This is a genomic window from Limosilactobacillus reuteri subsp. reuteri (assembly GCF_000016825.1).
Taxonomy (GTDB): Bacteria; Bacillota; Bacilli; order Lactobacillales; family Lactobacillaceae; genus Limosilactobacillus; species Limosilactobacillus reuteri.
The window spans coordinates 464627-482003 of record NC_009513.1 but is presented as its reverse complement, the minus strand read 5'-3'; the positions used below and the strand labels follow the sequence as shown (position 1 = coordinate 482003).

Annotated in this window: 18 protein-coding genes, 1 other RNA gene and 1 pseudogene; 6 read left to right on the top strand and 14 right to left on the bottom strand. The window is 37.2% G+C overall.

Features of this window, described 5'->3' with window-relative positions:
- Positions 1-172: 172 nt before the first annotated feature.
- On the top strand, positions 173-754 hold the full coding sequence (locus tag LREU_RS02230; RefSeq protein WP_003667518.1) for a matrixin family metalloprotease: 582 nt from the start codon (positions 173-175) through the stop codon (positions 752-754).
- 83 nt (positions 755-837) lie between these two features.
- Entirely contained in the window at positions 838-1752 is a 915-nt protein-coding gene (locus tag LREU_RS02225; RefSeq protein ID WP_003667517.1) for a DMT family transporter, read from the top strand.
- 43 nt (positions 1753-1795) lie between these two features.
- Here the strand turns inward: LREU_RS02225 and arcC are convergent, their stop codons facing one another.
- Complete coding sequence (gene arcC, locus LREU_RS02220; protein ID WP_003667516.1) at positions 1796-2728, bottom strand: carbamate kinase; 933 nt, start codon at positions 2726-2728, stop codon at positions 1796-1798.
- 16 nt (positions 2729-2744) lie between these two features.
- A complete protein-coding gene (gene argF, locus LREU_RS02215) occupies positions 2745-3752 on the bottom strand; it encodes an ornithine carbamoyltransferase (RefSeq protein WP_003667515.1) in 1008 nt (335 codons plus the stop codon).
- Between the two features lie 252 nt (positions 3753-4004).
- Here argF and LREU_RS02210 point away from each other — a divergent pair, with 252 nt between their 5' ends.
- Positions 4005-4844 (top strand): DNA-binding domain-containing protein, encoded by an 840-nt coding sequence (locus LREU_RS02210; RefSeq protein ID WP_003667514.1) that lies wholly within the window; start codon positions 4005-4007, stop codon positions 4842-4844.
- 220 nt (positions 4845-5064) lie between these two features.
- Entirely contained in the window at positions 5065-5523 is a 459-nt protein-coding gene (gene tnpA / locus LREU_RS02205) for an IS200/IS605 family transposase (RefSeq protein ID WP_003667513.1), read from the top strand.
- Positions 5524-5677: 154 nt separating this feature from the next.
- On the opposite strand, the pseudogene LREU_RS02200 reads toward tnpA, so the two are convergent.
- A pseudogene (locus LREU_RS02200) lies at positions 5678-5875 on the bottom strand (FGGY family carbohydrate kinase); the annotation flags it as partial.
- A gap of 137 nt (positions 5876-6012) precedes the next feature.
- Between LREU_RS02200 and LREU_RS02195 the strand changes: the two are divergent.
- Positions 6013-6312, top strand: coding sequence for a hypothetical protein (locus tag LREU_RS02195; RefSeq protein ID WP_003667511.1), 300 nt, complete (start codon positions 6013-6015; stop codon positions 6310-6312).
- A 203-nt stretch (positions 6313-6515) separates the two neighbouring features.
- On the opposite strand, the gene LREU_RS02190 is transcribed toward LREU_RS02195, so the two are convergent.
- Both LREU_RS02190 and LREU_RS02185 read right to left on the bottom strand, forming a co-directional pair.
- Positions 6516-6722, bottom strand: coding sequence for a hypothetical protein (locus tag LREU_RS02190; RefSeq protein WP_003667510.1), 207 nt, complete (start codon positions 6720-6722; stop codon positions 6516-6518).
- A gap of 76 nt (positions 6723-6798) precedes the next feature.
- Positions 6799-8157, bottom strand: a complete 1359-nt coding sequence (locus LREU_RS02185; protein WP_003667509.1) for a glucose-6-phosphate isomerase — start codon at positions 8155-8157, stop codon at positions 6799-6801.
- A gap of 180 nt (positions 8158-8337) precedes the next feature.
- Here LREU_RS02185 and LREU_RS02180 point away from each other — a divergent pair, with 180 nt between their 5' ends.
- On the top strand, positions 8338-8952 hold the full coding sequence (locus LREU_RS02180) for a sugar O-acetyltransferase (RefSeq protein ID WP_003667508.1): 615 nt from the start codon (positions 8338-8340) through the stop codon (positions 8950-8952).
- 74 nt (positions 8953-9026) lie between these two features.
- On the opposite strand, the gene LREU_RS02175 is transcribed toward LREU_RS02180, so the two are convergent.
- The 9 genes from LREU_RS02175 to LREU_RS02140 form a co-directional block, all read right to left on the bottom strand.
- On the bottom strand, positions 9027-9887 hold the full coding sequence (locus tag LREU_RS02175; RefSeq protein ID WP_003667507.1) for a GRP family sugar transporter: 861 nt from the start codon (positions 9885-9887) through the stop codon (positions 9027-9029).
- Positions 9888-10055: 168 nt separating this feature from the next.
- Positions 10056-11543, bottom strand: a complete 1488-nt coding sequence (locus tag LREU_RS02170; protein WP_003667506.1) for a sensor histidine kinase — start codon at positions 11541-11543, stop codon at positions 10056-10058.
- Positions 11543-12262: a response regulator transcription factor gene (locus LREU_RS02165; RefSeq protein ID WP_003667505.1), complete on the bottom strand. Its 720-nt coding sequence runs from the start codon at positions 12260-12262 to the stop codon at positions 11543-11545. The genes LREU_RS02170 and LREU_RS02165 overlap by 1 nt, the downstream gene beginning before the upstream one ends.
- A 142-nt stretch (positions 12263-12404) precedes the next feature.
- Positions 12405-12778: a transfer-messenger RNA gene (gene ssrA, locus LREU_RS10170) on the bottom strand.
- Positions 12779-12871: 93 nt separating this feature from the next.
- Complete coding sequence (apf, locus tag LREU_RS02160; protein WP_003667504.1) at positions 12872-13483, bottom strand: aggregation-promoting factor; 612 nt, start codon at positions 13481-13483, stop codon at positions 12872-12874.
- Between the two features lie 322 nt (positions 13484-13805).
- On the bottom strand, positions 13806-14612 hold the full coding sequence (locus tag LREU_RS02155) for a Cof-type HAD-IIB family hydrolase (RefSeq protein ID WP_003667503.1): 807 nt from the start codon (positions 14610-14612) through the stop codon (positions 13806-13808).
- 4 nt (positions 14613-14616) lie between these two features.
- Positions 14617-15072 (bottom strand): MarR family winged helix-turn-helix transcriptional regulator, encoded by a 456-nt coding sequence (locus LREU_RS02150; RefSeq protein ID WP_003667502.1) that lies wholly within the window; start codon positions 15070-15072, stop codon positions 14617-14619.
- Between the two features lie 10 nt (positions 15073-15082).
- The gene (locus tag LREU_RS02145; RefSeq protein WP_003667501.1) at positions 15083-16948 is read right to left on the bottom strand and encodes an acyltransferase family protein; all 1866 of its coding nucleotides are present in this window, start codon (positions 16946-16948) and stop codon (positions 15083-15085) included.
- Between the two features lie 61 nt (positions 16949-17009).
- Positions 17010-17321: a hypothetical protein gene (locus tag LREU_RS02140; RefSeq protein WP_003667500.1), complete on the bottom strand. Its 312-nt coding sequence runs from the start codon at positions 17319-17321 to the stop codon at positions 17010-17012.
- Positions 17322-17377: the final 56 nt, after the last annotated feature.

The following is a 17377-nucleotide window of genomic DNA, read 5'->3' as shown; positions in this document are numbered from 1 at the left end:
ACGTTTTACTCTTTTTTAATTAGAATTTGAATACTAGGGGGTGTGACCGATTAAGAAGTCCAATTTCTTATTAACCTTATTTTATTTATTACTCTTTGGCGGAATTATTTGGTTTTATCAAAATAATTCTACCTTTCAAGAACAATTTAATATTGGCATTCATAATGCTCAGGTGCTTACTCAATCGTGGCTACACCGAATAACCGGTAAAGAAGTTGCAACCCCAACTAAACAAAACGCTGACCAACAAACTGGGGCACAAGATACACCCGCTGATGCACGCTGGGAACAAAACTCTGCAACGATCTATGTTAATATCAGTAATCCAGTATTAAAGAATGCAACAGAAACCGCAATTGCCCAATGGAATAACACGAAGGCATTCACATTTAAAATCGTTAATGATAAGAATGCAAATATTAGTGTTTCCGCTGTTAATGATCCAAATAACGGGGCAGCGGGACTTACCAATACAAGCATGAATTCCGCAACTGGATATTATCTGCACGCAACAGTAGAGCTAAATTCTTATTACCTATTAAATCCTGCCTTTGGCTACTCACAAGAACGAATCGTAAATACTGCTGAGCATGAATTAGGGCATGCAATTGGTCTACAGCACACGAACAAGATTTCTGTGATGCAGCCAGCTGGATCATATTATCCCATTCAATCACGAGACATAGAGGCTGTGAAGGCTTTATATTCACGAACTCCACAACCAATCATCGCCGAAAACAATTCCAACAGATAGTCATAATTAAAAAGTCGAGCTCACTCTTCACAGAATTGGTATGGTAAAATAAAATAGCAAATCTAATTGGAAAGAGTATTTTTATGTCAAATAAAAAAGTTTTAGGTACAGCGATGATTATTACTGCCTGTACCTTTTGGGGTATTTCAGGGCTTTTTGCGAAGGCCCTTTTTAATGTTAGTAGTTCAATTACATCAATGTGGTTAACGCAGGTTCGAATGGTTTCAGCTGGAATTATTTTAGTCTTATTAAGCCAAATTCGTGGGAAGCATCCCTTTCAAATTTTTAAGGACCTTCATTCTGCATGGATTATCTTTGCATATGGTGTTTTTGGGTTAGTTCCGGTTCAGTATGCTTACTTTATGGCTGTCCAATATGGGAATGCTTCGATCGCAACCATTCTCCAATTCATCGGGCCCTTTTTCATCATTGCTTATCAAGCTATGTTTCGACACCTGCCACCACGACGAATTGAAATTATTAGTGCAATTATCGCCTTTTTAGGTGTTTTTATTATCGCAACTCATGGCCAATTTAACCATTTAGCAATGACGCTTAGTGTTCTAATATGGGGATTAATTTCTGCAATTGGTGTTGCAACAAATACCTTAATTCCACAAAATATGCTTCGCGAAGGTCGAGTTCCCTCATTAATTATTACGGGGTGGGGGCTATTATTTGCCGGATTAACCTTAGTGCTTATTCACCCTAGTCAACCACATATTCCTAACGTTCCTTCAGTTTGGTTATATGTGTTAGGCATTCTAGTAATTGGGACCTTAATTCCCTTTCAGCTAGCTAATAATTCATTAAAATATATCGATGCAACTACATTTAGTTTAATGGATGCATTTGAACCTTTATCAGCAACAATCGGTTCAGTCCTAATTTTTCATTTACAAATGACGGGAGCAGATATCCTTGGTTCGATTTTAGTTATCGTTGCAGTACTTGCGATTAACATTCGCATTCCACAGAAAAAATTAAAGAGTAACTAAAAAAGAAGGTGGTCAGGATTTTATTTTCCTAACCATCTTCTTTTTAGTTATCACGAATAACTGTCCCGACTTTACCGGCAAGAGCATCATCAAGACCATCTAATGAAGTAATTAATGCTTCTCGTTCTGGATGACCTTCAACAAATGAAAGACATGCTTCAATCTTAGGTAGCATACTACCAGCAGCAAATTGTCCTTCCTTCATGTATTTTTGAGCTTCTGCAACGTTTAACGTCTTAAGGGCTTTTTCATCTGGCTTTCCATAGTTAACATAAACATGATCAACGGCAGTTAAAATAATCAACTTATCGGCATCGATCTTGTCAGCTAGCAAGGCACTTGAACGGTCCTTATCAATAACCGCTGGAACTCCTTCAAGTCCTTTATCAGTGATGATTACAGGTACACCACCACCACCACCGGCAATAACAAGCTTGTCAGCGTCAATCAATGTTTTGATGCTATCAAGTTCCATAATCTTCATCGGTAGTGGAGAAGGAACAACTTGACGGTATCCACGGCCCGCATCTTCTTTAAAAGTGTAGCCCTTTTCTTTGGCAATTTCATCAGCTTGTTCTTTAGTGTAGAAGTCACCAACCGGCTTTGATGGATTTTCAAAAGCAGGATCATTAGGGTCAACTGCAATTTGCGTTACAATCGTTGCCACACTCTTATTCATCCAACGACGGTGTAATTCATTTTCTAAACTTTGTTGCAAATGGTAGCCAATATAACCTTGACTCATTGCACCACATTCTGGGAAAGGAAAAGCAGCAGTTTTACCGTGTTCAGCAGCGAAATTCATCCCTAAATTAATGGCACCCACTTGTGGACCATTACCGTGACTAATAACTACTTGATTTCCTGCAGCAATTAGCCCAATTAATGAGGAAGCAGTATTCTTTACTAACTTTAATTGTTCTTCAGGTGATTTGCCTAATGCATTTCCCCCTAGAGCAACGACTACTTTAGCCATGGCAAATGCCTCCTAATTAGTTTTGTTCACCCAAAGTTGCAACCATTACAGCCTTGATAGTGTGCATCCGGTTTTCGGCTTCACGGAAGACAACTGAATGTTCACTTTCGAATACTTCGTCAGTAACTTCCATTTCCTTTAAGCCAAACTTCTTTTCAATTTCCTTACCAACTTCAGTGTCGAGGTTGTGGAATGCAGGAAGACAGTGTTCAAAGAGAACATTAGGGTTTTCAGTAGCCTTCATAACATCCATTGTTACTTGGTAAGGCTTAAGAAGGTTGATCCGCTTTTCCCACATATCATCAGATTCACCCATTGATACCCAAACATCAGCATAGATTACGTCCATACCTTTGACACCTTCTTTGATGTCATTAGTAACAACAATCTTAGCACCAGTCTTGGCAGCAATTTCATTAGCCTTATCTAGAGTTTCCTTAGTTGGTTCCAATTCCTTAGGAGTAACAACGTGGTATTCCATCCCCATTACAGCGGCACCAAGCATCAATGCATTTGAAACATTGTCTTGACCGTCACCTACAAAGGCAAACTTGATGTCCTTGTAAGGCTTCTTCAATACTTCGTGAGCGGTTAAGAAGTCAGCAAGTACTTGTGTTGGGTGGTCTTCGTCAGTTAAACCATTCCAAACTGGTACACCAGAGTACTTAGCTAAAATTTCAACATTGCGTTGTGAGAATCCACGGTATTCGATACCATCAAACATTCCACCAAGAACTCGTGCAGTATCCTTAACAGATTCCTTGTGACCGATGTGTGAACCTGATGGGCCAAGGTAAGTTACATGAGCACCTTCATCCTTAGCACCAACTTCAAAAGAACAACGAGTACGAGTAGAACTCTTTTCAAAAATTAAAGCAATGTTCTTACCTTTAAGATTCTTGCCTTCATAACCAGCATATTTTGCCTTCTTTAAATCTTCAGCAAGATCAAGCATGTATTCCATTTCCCGAGTGTTAAAATCTGCAAGAGTTAAGAAACTACGATTACGTAAATTAAAAGCCATTTTTATTTCCTCCTAAGGTCTTAATACAAGTACTATAATAGGCTAAAGTTTCATAATACTTCAAAAAGGCTCCATAAATAACAGAAAAAATTCAGCGTTTTTTTGCAACAATCTCTTTATTCACAAGGATGTAAGCGGAAACAACTACACATTTGTAAAATAGCAGCTCTATTGTCTATTATCTTCACAAAGAGTAAAATTAAATAGTGTTTCAAAATACTTCAAACAACATCAAGAAATCGGTGAAAATACATGAATTTTTATATTTTAGATAATGATAGTAAAATTATTCATTTATTATCCAATATTATTGAAAATGATTTCAATAATACTGTCGTCGGAACAACTTCTAATCCGCAACAGGCCTACGATGATGCAATGCGCCTAGGAATTGATATCATGTTTATCGATTATGCAATGCCAACGATGGATGGGGTCCAACTTATTCAAAAAATTCAGGACAGTCATCATTATCCACACTTCATTATGACTGCTCAAGCAATTCTGCCTTCTGTCAAAACAAGTGCATATCAACATGGGATTGATTTTTTTATTGAAAAACCACTAAACATTGCAGAAGTTAAGTCAGTGATTAAACTAGCAGCGCAAAATATTAATATGTCTAACCGTCTTCTTCAAGTTTTGGACCTTGTAAGTGGTGCTGCGACGAATAATAATACAGTTACGATTAGCGGGAAAACCAAGAAAAAAGAAAACGCTCAGTCCATCTTACGTTTTCTTGGGATTACAGCCGGAAATGGTGCTCCTGCAATTAATAAACTTGTTAATACGATGATTGAACGGGAAATTAGTTTTGATGAGGTTAATTTTGAAGAATTTTTCCAATGTGATGAGCATGGTAAAAAGATAATTTTCCAACGAATTCGGCGCGATATAAAAACTGGTCTTAATAATCTCGCACATATGTGTATGGATTATCCAGAAAACGACATTATTTTGGAATATGCGAATAACTTATATGAATATAAAAATGTCCACAATGAAATTTCATTTCTCAAAGGAGAGCGTACTAATGGTGGGCAAGTGTCACTAAAACACTTCTTTAATGGATTGATTCAAGAAATAAATTAACAATAAAATAACGGAGAAAATGACCTTAAGACGGTTATTTTCTCCGTTATTTACATTAATGTCTTTAGACCTAGTTGAGTGCGTGAGCAGAGCGAATGCACGAAACAAAAAACCACCTGCTATGCGGGTGGGCGATAAAAATTATATAAAAAAGGCCTCTTTTGCCTTAAGATGTAGGTGTTCAAGCCAAAGTCAATAAGAGAAAAGAGGTTATATAAATATGGCTAATAAATTAAATAGCTTAGCCCATACGAAGTGGTTATGTAAGTATCACATCGTATTCATACCAAAGTATAGACGTAAAGCGATCTTCAATCAATACCGAAGAGACCTAAGAGATTATATTCGTTTATTGTGCAAATATAAGGGAGTAGAAATAATTGAAGGTCATATGATGCCAGATCATGTGCACTTGTTAGTAAGTATTTCGCCGAAACTAAGTGTATCGCAGTTTATGGGATACTTAAAAGGGAAAAGTGCATTAATGATGTTTGATCGACATGCAAACTTAAAATACAAATATGGGAACCGACATTTTTGGGCTGAAGGCTACTATGTGAGTACAGTTGGATTAAATGAATCCACGATAAAGAAGTATATCCGAGATCAAGAGAAACATGATATAGCAATGGATAAGCTAACAAGTGTGGAATATTCGGACCCTTTTAAGGGTAAGTGAGGTAGTACAAACACCGCTTAAAGCGGTGGCAAAGTAGTCAGAGCATTTTGGCTTGAGCAAAGCGAAAGCCAGCGCCTTGAGACGCCGGCTTTTATTATCGGCTTATAGCCGATGTGCAAACCACCCGTTTGACGGGTGGTTATGATTATCTAAGTTCTTTTAAAATTAATCGATCAATTACAATCGTTGTTTCATAAAGCCAATCTCGCGGATCTTGTTCGCTGTAGCCAGGATAAGGCTGATGGAGATCATAGCCATAGCTTTGTTGCGCAACAATCTTGCCATCACGGTCCATCGCTGAAACCTTAACTGCACTTGTGCCTAGGTCAACCCCAATTACATATTCGTTCATTATAATTTCATTCCCTTCTTAACCAATTTTATTTTCAATTATCTTACCATTCTTCTCTTCACAATTTACAATCGTCGATTATAACTTAAATTATGTTATACTAACAATAATATTAATAATAAGAAGGGATAACCATTATGATTGCATATAAAAATTGTACCCCTAATGAACTTGACTACACAGTTAGGAAGGGAGGGAAAACAACAATTAGTGTTAATGGTAAGGATATTGTTCTCACTTTTGAAGATATTCCCGCCGAAAACCCTAAATACATGGACATTAAAATACTTTCTGTTCCTAAACATGTAATGGCTTCAATCATAATTAATGCCTATCTTAAAGATGATACTGATAATTTAGATATAAATAAAAAGGTTAAAGAGAAATTAGCAAACTGTATTAATACAGCTGTAAGAAATCGTTTTGGTCTTATTTAATAGAAAAGAGAGGCTGGGAAAACAATCCAACCTCTTTACTATTTTAAAGTGTAAACTGCCAAAACGCAGTAGATGGCTGATTATGAACGTTGATAAATCAGCGTCCATAATGCCCCAATAGGCTAGCTTCGCGTCGTAGCCATCCTTGCAGGGGTGGGACTAAAAACTCGAAACAAGTTTATAGTCCCACTCCCTTTATTAAATTATTTTAAATGTAAAATCTTAAATTCTAAATAACACCACAAGATAATTAGTAAAATACTATAAGCGGCAGAAAGCCATACTACATATTTTAAGAACGCCAAGATATGAAAAACAGTTAATATTTGCAGACAAATTGTTAAAACAATCCATACTACTAAATGATCTTTTACCCGATCCCGATGTTCAATTAATTCTTCTTTTTTCATAAAAATACTCCAGATAAAAGGAGAGAATAGCTATGTCATAACAGCTATTCCCCTTCTTGATGATATTTAATTTATACTAATCGTTCTTATCCATCTTAGCCCGTAATTCTTTACCAATTTCTTCATATCCTGGCTTACCAAGCAATCCAAACATGTTAGTCTTATAAGCTTCAACACCTGGTTGGTTAAATGGATTAATACCGTTTAAGTAACCTGAAATTCCCATCGCAACCTCAAAGAAGTAAATAAGGTAACCTAAAGTATATTCGTCTTCTTGTGGGATATGAACAGTCATCACTGGTACTCCACCATCAGTATGAGCAGCAACCACCGCTTCATAAGCCTTGGTGTTAACGTAATCCATTGTCTTACCTTCCAAGTAGCCTAAACCATCAAGATTATCTGGTTCTGTTGGAATTTCCATGTCATAATTTGGCTTATCAAGCTTAACAACGGTTTCCATTAAGAAACGGCGACCTTCTTGGATGTATTGACCAAGTGAATGAAGGTCGGTTGTGAAGTTAGCTGAAGAAGGATAGATTCCCTTTTGGTCTTTTCCTTCTGATTCCCCAGCTAATTGTTTCCACCATTCCGCAAACATCCGCATGTTAGGCTCGTAGTTTTCGAGTAATTCTGTTTCATAGCCCTTACGATAAAGAATGTTCCGGTAAGCAGCGTATTGGTAGGCTTCGTTCTTGGTTAGATCAGGATCAACATAATCCTTTTCCGCTTGTGCAGCCCCTTCCATCAACTTATCAATGTCCGCACCAGAAGCAGCAATTGGTAAAAGACCTACAGCAGAAAGAACTGAGTAACGTCCTCCAACCCCATCAGGAATAACAAAGGTTTCATAGCCATGAGCATCTGCTTCAGTCTTTAAGGCACCCTTAGTCTTATCAGTAGTAGCATAAATCCGCTTATTAGCTTCATTTTCACCATACTTCTTAATTAAAAGGCCCTTAAAGATTCGGAAGGCAATTGATGGTTCAGTGGTTGTTCCTGACTTTGAAACAACATTGATTGAAAAGTCTTTGTCACCAATTAATTGGATCAAGTCATGAACATAGGTTGAACTTAAGGAGTTACCAGCAAAGACTACCAACGGAGCTTTCCGGTCTTTTGCATTTTGAGCTTGATAGAAAGTATTGTGTAAGAAGTCAATTGCCATTTGGGCACCAAGGTAAGAACCACCAATCCCAATAACAACTAAAACATCTGAATCACGTTGAATCTTATCAGCAGCCTTCTTAATACGGGCAAATTCTTCTTTGTCATATTCGGTTGGTAAATGGAGCCAATCACGGAAGTCGGCGCCAGCACCAGTTCCATTCCGTAATTCATCATTAGCGGCGTTAACCATTGCTTGCATTTCACCAAGTTCGTTTTCATGAACAAATTGCTTTAATGCGCTACTGTCAAATTTAATGTGTGTCATTCCAATAGCTTCTTTCTATTTTTATTTTTTAGACATTTAAATGATAGCGGATAATGAAGTCGGTTTCAATCAGAACTAGCAATTTTTTCTCATTAATGAAAATTGACAATTTAAGGTTAATTAGGCATACTGGGAATACACAGCGTATCCGCTTACATAATTTGAAGGGAATAATTATTCATGGATAAAAATACTGAAAATATGTTAGCTGGGAAGCCTTATCGTCCTGGAACACCGGAACTCAATAAGTTTTCTCACCTTGCTCATCGTCTTTGTCGTGACTATAACTTAACAACTGATGAAGATACTGTTGAACGAGGAATGATTATTGATCGCCTATTTCCTCAGCATGATGACGGAATATATCTTCAAGGACCTATTCATATTGATTACGGTCGTTTTACCAAAATAGGTAAGAATTTCTATGCTAATTTTAACTTTACCATTTTAGATACATGCCCTGTTACTATTGGAGATAACGTAATGTGCGGTCCAAACGTCTCGATCATTACAGCCATGCATCCCCTCATGTATCAGCAGCGTAATATTCGGCAGCAAGCTGACGGTCAGTTCGATGACGTTGAATATGGCAAACCAGTTACAATTGGCGATAACTGTTGGCTTGCAAGCAATGTAACAGTTTGTCCGGGCGTAACAATCGGCAATGGTTGCGTTATCGGAGCAGGTACAGTCGTTACTAAAGATATTCCTGATAACTCCCTTGTCCTTGGAGTTCCAGGCAAAGTAATTCGTCCCATTACTGAAAAAGATCGCTTGGAAAATTTCCCTTATTAAATAATAATGTCGATATTAAAAGACCTTCATCAAAAATCCGATGAAGGTCTTTTTAAGTTTAGTTTTAATATAATTTAAGCAAAAATAGTTAAAATACTTCCGGCAACAATAAAGATGATTCCGGCAATTGTAAATGACATTTCCCGCCGAGTCTTGTGTTCATGAAGAACTAAGATACCACCAATTGTTGCAATGATAACGTTCATTTGCGTGAAGACAAAGGCCGTATTAATTCCTAATGCCCGTCCAGCAAAGATATAAGCTAAGGCCGCAATTCCCCAAGAAATACCACCCCAGATATTGAGGTATTGTTCCTTTTGCTTGAAGGAATCAATATTTCCTGAACAAATAGCATAAATAACAGATCCAAGTAAAATACCAAGCATTTCTGGAAGGAAAATTCCTAAAGAACTGTCATTAGCAACCATTGGCATCTTTGGGAATGCTGAGTAAACCCAGTAACCAATAGAAGTAATTAATAGAAAAAGGAAATTCTGGACAGTAACTTTCTTTCCGCTGCTCTGATCAGTAACAGAGGTCATCAAAGCACCAACAATAACAATTGCTAAGGCGATGAAACCAATAGTAAGGGCACGTGCTCCACGCCATTCTCCAAAGATAATAACCCCAATCAAAGAGTTACCAACTAATTGAAATACTGTCGATAGTGGAATAGTGTTTGAAACACCCATCCGCTTAAATGAAACGAATTGTCCAATTTGACCAATTGTCCACAAAGCCCCACACAGTACTGAGAACCAGAATCCAGTCGTTGTAACAGTTGGATGACCGATAATAAACGCAACCAACCCAACAATCGTAGCACCGGCACCAATACCAAACATTTGGTTAATCGTTGAACCACCGATCTTACCAGTGATCAGCGGCATAATCCCCCAACCAATCGCAGGGATTAAAGCAAGTAAGTAGTTCATAAAAAATTCTCTCCTATCAATCCGTAATATTATTACGAGATATAAGTGTATCATATGGTAAACGCTTTCACAAGCGCTTTCTTTAAATTTCTTTAGATTATAAAAATTGGTCTACAAAAAAGAAACGCTTTATTATCACAGTTAAAGCGTCTCGCTCAAATTATTGGCTTACTTTTTGTCTTTATTATTTGTAGGTTGAATATTATGCGGAGCGTATTCACGATCAGGGAAAAAGATTGTAAATGTCGTCCCCTTACCATACTGACTTTTTACGTCAATTTTTCCGCCATGAAGAAGAACTAACTGCCGCACAATTGCGAGTCCTAAGCCAGATTCTCCGTACTTAGTATTCATCCGTGAACGATCAGCTTTATAGTATCGTTCCCAGATATTTTCAAGTTGTTCAGGAGTCATCCCAATTCCATTATCTTGAACTTCAAATTGACTTCCCTTTTCCACACGTTTTCCTCGAATGTCAATAATTCCGTTATCAGTGAATTGGATTGCGTTTTGAATGATATTGAACATAATCTGTACAAACCGATCATAGTCTGCATATACCCGTAAATTCTTTTCTACATCCAAGTGCAGAGTATCCTTTTTCTCTTTTGCCTTTTTCGCTAACTGCTCTCGTAAATTTTCGAGTACTGCCGATGCATCAAATACTTTCCGTTCCATCGCAATTTGGTTAGTGCGAATCTTTTCATAATCCAAATTATCATTGACCAAGCGAATTAAACGCCGCGTATCATTTTGCATTAACTGGATACTATGCTTTTTATCCTCTTCTGGAATCGCATCATACTGTAATCCTTCAAGAATTCCATTAATGGTTGTTAATGGCGTCCGCATTTCATGGGCTGCATTAGCCATAAATTGGCGTCTCCGCTCCTCTTGCCGGCGAATTTCTTGTTGCGATTCACGTAACGAAGCGGTCATTTGGTTAAAACTCCGACCAAGGTCTGCCACTTCATCACGCCCATTATCGTCCACTTCAACATTGTAATTTCCTTGCGCAATTTGGTGAGTAGCCATCCGCAATCGATCAATTCGTTTGGTAATTGACCGTGCCAAGAAGTAGCTAACTGCAAGCGTTACAAGACTAGCAGTCAGTAATGCCATTATTAAGTTAATCTTTATTTGATGCATATTTTGCTCAATCGTCGATACAAAGGTTGCAATTGATACTACCGCAATCATCTTCCCCTTATAGAAATATGGTCGTGAAACTTCGGTCATTCGTGGAGAAGCACCCTTCGATACTCGTGAATTAATTTTAGGAGTAATTAGCTTAGTACAAACGGTTTCTCCTTTTTTTAATTTTTTCCAATCACTTTTACTCATACTAGGAGCAAATCCATTACTGGCAAAGATTTTCCGGTGAGTTGTATCGTAAATCGCAAAGTGGACATTTTGACGTGTTAAAAGATTGGCATTGCTATTTAATGATTCTGTAGCAAACCCTTCAAAACTTTGGGTTGCCATATTGTAACGAATAGAATCCTGAATTAAACTATCAGAATAACTTTTCAATTGTTGCCACGTATTGTGATACATAGTGTTGTTAGTCACATTGATAAACGAAATACTAACAATCACCATTAGCGTCAAAATAATCGCAAAAAATGAAAGCATCAACCGATACATTAATTTCATTAGTCGTTACCCTCGTCATCAAACTTATAGCCGACCCCCCATACAGTCTTAATTACTTGAGGTCCAATATTTTCTAACTTTTGCCGTAACTTTTTAATATGAGCATCAACAGTTCGCTCATCACCATAATATTCATAATCCCATACTAATTGTAAAAGTTGTGAACGGGTGAATACTTGACGTGGTTTAGAGGCAAGCGTCTTTAATAAGTCAAATTCTTTCGGTGTCAAGTCACCGACCGGTTTTCCATATAAGAATACTTCTCTTGTCTTAGTATTCATCTTAAAGTTCTTTGTTTGAATATCGAATGTATCATCACTATCAGTATCTTGAACATCCTCAAGTTTGTTTAAATGTGTTCGCCGATAAAGGGCCTTGATCCGCGCAATTAAAGTAATTGTACTAAATGGTTTGGTTACATAATCATCAGCACCAATTTCCAATCCCAATACCTGATCACTTTCAGTATCACGGGCTGTCAACATAATTAAGGGAACTGTTGGTGATACCCGTCGAATATCAGCTGCAACCTGCATTCCATCCTTTTTAGGAAGATTGAGGTCTAGCAAAATAATATCCCATTTATGAGGGTCAGCGTTAAACTTTTCTTCTGCTTCCACGCCATCATAAGCAAATTCACAGTGCCATTTTTCTTTCTTAAAAAACATTGCCATCATTTCACAGACAGAATGATTATCCTCAATCATTAATATTTCCATTTAATTCATTCCTTTATATTTTATCTGAACTCTATTTACTGATTTTTACATGAGAATATCTTCTTATGAAACCCCACTAATTATCCTAATATTTAGCATTAAAAAAGACTGCCATAAACCAATGGCAGTCCTTATAGGCATATAGTGGAGATGACGGGAGTCGAACCCGTGTCCAAGCATATCGCCATTTCAATCTCTACGTTCATATCTCAACTATTTAGATTTCACTAACCAAAACGCCGTTGATCAGGGCAACCATGGTTAGCTAGCTTGATTAATCTCTTCTTATTACTTCAAACGGGAGTAATAAGCGTAGTCCACTAAGTATAAAACCCATTGCCGCATCATGGACGAACCCGGAATGGATCTACGCGCGCTACTTGTTAGGCAGCGTATGCGTAAGAGTTTGAATTATTGTTTGCAGTTATAATTTAAAACTGAGCGTTTTTACGAAGACGCAACCTTCGAAACGCAATTGAAACTCGACCTATACCTGTCGAATCCATAAACATCCCCATAAGAGGTATACTTATTATACCACATTTGTACAAAAAAGCGAGACTATGAAGATCAGCTTCTTAGTCTCGCTTTTGCTTGTTAGTTTAAATTTTAGTACCAGCCATTAGCTTGCCAGTGAGCCTGAGCATTTTGCCATGAACCGTAACGACTTGCAACGTATTGGTCAGCAACCCGTTCTTGGTTAGCTGCCGAGTAGTCACCGTTAAGGTATGATGCTGATAATTGGTACTTACCAATGTATTGACCGTTAGTAGCACCGTAGTTACCACCAGATTCACGAGCGGCAATCCAAGCCTTAGCAGCAGCTTCTGAACCTGAAGCATTTGAAGTATAACTTTGGCTAGCTTGACTTTGAGCTTGTTGAGGTTGTGCAGTTTGTTGTTGAGTAGCTTGAGTATTATTGTCAGCTACATTTGCATTAGCTGCGTTTTGAGCGTTGTATTCTTGAATTTCACCATCGCTCTTGATGATTAACTTTTGACCAACGTAAATCTTGTTAATATCTTGAATATTGTTCTTCTTAGCAAGATCATTGACCATACTGTTGTCTTTTGCGAATTTGTAAGAAATACCTGAAAGTGTGTCACCACTTTGCACGGTGTAGATAGTGTCGGCATTAGCAGCAGTAGCCGTTGCACTAACACCTAAGGCCACTGCACCAAGAGTAGCAGATACTTTAGCAAAGTTTTTCTTAGAAATCATAAATTAAACAACCATCCTTTATTATTTAGCAAATTATCTTTTACGTTTCAACACCTTATATATTACACTCTTAATATTACTAAGCTGTAACAGCACCATTTCTATTTACTACTCTCCGTTGGCTTTTTGTAATATTTTGTAATATAAGTTGTCAATTAATATGATTATAAAATTTGCAATCCCTTGTGCTAGTTAGCTTTTAGGGAGCCATAACTTTTATCGAAAATTCATTAAATAATAAATAAAAAAGAGTATTTTTTTAGCAAAAGTTTCATATTTGCGCCAAAAACACTCTTTATTTTACTTTTTATAACAATCTTTATTACAAAAGTGTTGCAAAATAACGTTCACAATACCTTGCAACTCCATCATTATCATTTGTATCTGTGATTGCTGTCGCCACTGCCTTAACGTTAGGAAGACCATTTTCCATTACAATTCCTTGAGCCGCAGCTTTGATCATTTCAAGATCATTATCAGCATCCCCAAATGTCATTAAATTACTAAAATCATCACCAAAATGATCCAGTAAGGCCTTCAATCCAACCGCCTTATTTAATTTTTTAGGTAAAAATTCCATTATCATCGGTTGGGATTGAACTGCATGATACTGCGCTTTAAGATTAGCTGGAAGTTCTCCTATAATAGTAGACAATTTTTCAGGGGTGATTGCCATTACAGCTTTACTATAAGTTTTTTCCGGCATATCACTCATTGGCAAAGATTGGAATTCAATATTCTTTAACACTGTCCGATAAATAGATCCTGGATAATCATTTAATTCGTATACCCGTTCAAAGTCTAAAACATTGAGGGGAATCTTTTTTCGTTTAACATAAGAAAATAGTGGCAGTAAATCACTCTTTTTCATCCCTAATTCAAAAAGATGTTCACGTGATTCATTATTAATAACTAATCCGCCATTAAACGTAATTGTGTAATCATCTGAATCAGTTAAACCAAGCTGTTCAATATATGGCCAAATTGCATTGATTGGGCGGCCAGTACAAAGCACTACCTTAATTCCCTCTTGATGTAATTGCTTTAGGACATGTTCATTACGTTGACTAATTTCTTTATTACTATTTAAAAGCGTATTATCTAGGTCTAGCGCAATCATCTTAATCATTTTCTTATTCCTTCTTTCGGATATTCCCCTGAATTATTTGTTGATTAAAGTCTTCAAAAAGTGTTAAAAACTGATCAGCACGATCTTCACCATAAATCTGAACCCAATTGGCAAAGCGGTGATTAATCCTTTGCCAAATCTCACTTTCAGCATCTTTGCCTTTTTTTGTTGCAACTAAAAACATCCGACGTCGATCAGCTGGATCAGCTTTTTGTTCAACATATTTTTGCTGAAAAAGGACTTTTAATTGGCGAGAGACGGCACTCCTTGTTACTTGCCGTTGCTCGGCGATATCCATTAGTTTGATATTAGGATGGTTAATGATTTTTCGTAAAATCAAAAATTGTTCAAAAGATAAATTATATTCACTCGCCGGTTCAGAAATAAAGCTTTCGATGCCCTTTAGTCCCGTTAAGTAAATATTGATAGCTTTGTCTAATAATTGACCTTCGTGTGTCATTACTAACCTCCTATTTTTTTGTCAAGATCGTTTTTGCAATTAACCGTGCAAAATGATCATTTCCGCTTGGTCCCATATGTACATTGTCACTTGCAAACCAATCAGAGTGCCCTTGACTTGCCTTATTCCAATCGACCACATGGATATTCTTATGCTTCTTGGCTAAATCTTTAATTTCATTATTAACTGTTTGCTGCCATGGCTTTGTTGGAACATGGGCAGTTACCCAATAGATTTGGTGTCCAGAGCCAATTGCACTTAAAATATTATCCAACGTATCTTGAGTCATCGGACCATTTGTTCCCAAATTTAAGATAACAATCTTGTTTAAATGCCCATCTGCCTTTAATTGTTTGATAACATCAGGAGCCGCAGAACCTTGACGCCCAACTTGTGCATCAACATAAGCATTTGGCATTAATTTCTGAATACTATCTGCGGCATCAGCCATCACCGAATCACCGATGGCCGTTACCTTTAACTTCTGCGCTGCTTTTATTTGCGCCGGAGTTAAATCATACTGTTTCTGAAGCTTAGAAGTATTACCACTAGCTTCTGCAACATTATCACCCTTTGCAATCTTCTTATTGTGTTCTTCAGCAGCTTGATGATTTTGCTCTATCCGTTGCTGAACCGCTGTTTTCTTTGGTGCACGGTTTGGCTGACAAAAACCGATAAATGCAATAACAACAACTAATGCACTTACCATCATTTTAGCCCCGCTTTGCCAACTAAAGTGATGCGTTTCTAACACATGCTGAAGATCAGCTGGTAATTTTGACCACTGATACTGGGCAAATGGGCGTTCAATTAACCGGTAAGAAACTTCACTTACTACTAAAATAATAATAATTTCCACGAATGCATTGAGAAGTGGATGATTGCCGACATTGATCAATCGTTCATAAAAGACCATAACGGGATATTGATAAACATAAATCCCATAAGAACGCTGCCCAACCCAATGAAAAACCGGATTTGTAAACCATTTATTCATCCCCGCACCTGGGTGAATAATAGTAGCCATTAATATCATTCCAATAAAGCTATAGAGAAACATTCCCCCGCGGTAAGTAAAAGATGACTGTCCATTCAATGATAAAAAGCCAACAATGGTTAATACTGTTGCAATAATTCCTATAGTATTAAGTAAACGGCGACTATTTGCCTGTAAATTAGGTCGAAGTCGATTTAATGGCCAGGCAAGCCCTAACCACGATCCAAGCAAAAGTGAAAAGGCCCGTGTATCAGTTCCATAATAAACCCGATTGATATTTGCCGGGTCGTAAAGAACAGCCATTTCTATTGCTGACAATACAGCCAATATAAAAACTACCCGCCGCACATTCTGTAGTTTCTTAAAAATCACAAATAACAACGTAATAATCAAGGGCCACAGAAGATAAAATTGTGCTTCAACCCCTAATGTCCAAAGATGGGTAAAAGGTGAAACGCCACCAAATTGATCAAAATAGGACTGCCCGTGACTTATTTCCCACCAATTATATACCCACGTTAAATTAGTAACAATTACCGCTCGAATGTTATGGAGTAATTCTCGCGCAAATAATGTAATATACGCTGCCGTTAAAATTAGCATCGCAATTAATGTCGGATATAGTCTCCGAAACCTTTTTAGATAAAAATGCCCTAAATTAATATGACCACCATACTTAAGCTGCCGACTAAATTGATAGGTTACAAAATATCCAGAGACTAATAGAAAAAGCGGCACTCCTAAATAACCACCCATTAAAACATTGGGCAATAGGTGGTAAATAATAACTCCTAAGACAGCTAATGTTCGTAAGCCGTCTATCCCTGTAACGAAATAGTGCGACTTCATCCCCTGTGATGGATTAAAATTTGGCTTCATTGCCTAACCTCCACATTTTTATATCCATTTTTAGTACTACCAAATAATTCAGCTTCCTGTTTTACCCAATATGATTTTCTTTTAAGATCGTTTGAACAACCTCTTCAATCTCTGGGGGACGTTTCCATTCTTCCCAATGATCCATTGCTTCAGTCTGCATCTTATAGTGAGTATTTATAAAGTGTTCATATTTAATAACATTTTTAGAATGAGGGATATTTAGTTCTAAAATACGAACCTCTTTAATAAAACCCCGTTCAGCTGCTAATTCTGCACGCCCATTTTGAACCATATTACCAATTTCATAATATTTTGAGCCGTCATTACGGGTAATTTCCTCAATTAATGTTAACGTTTCGTGTTGTTCTTCCACGTTGTTATTCCCCTTTCAACCCTTATCATTATAGCGAGTTTAAATAAAAAAATCAC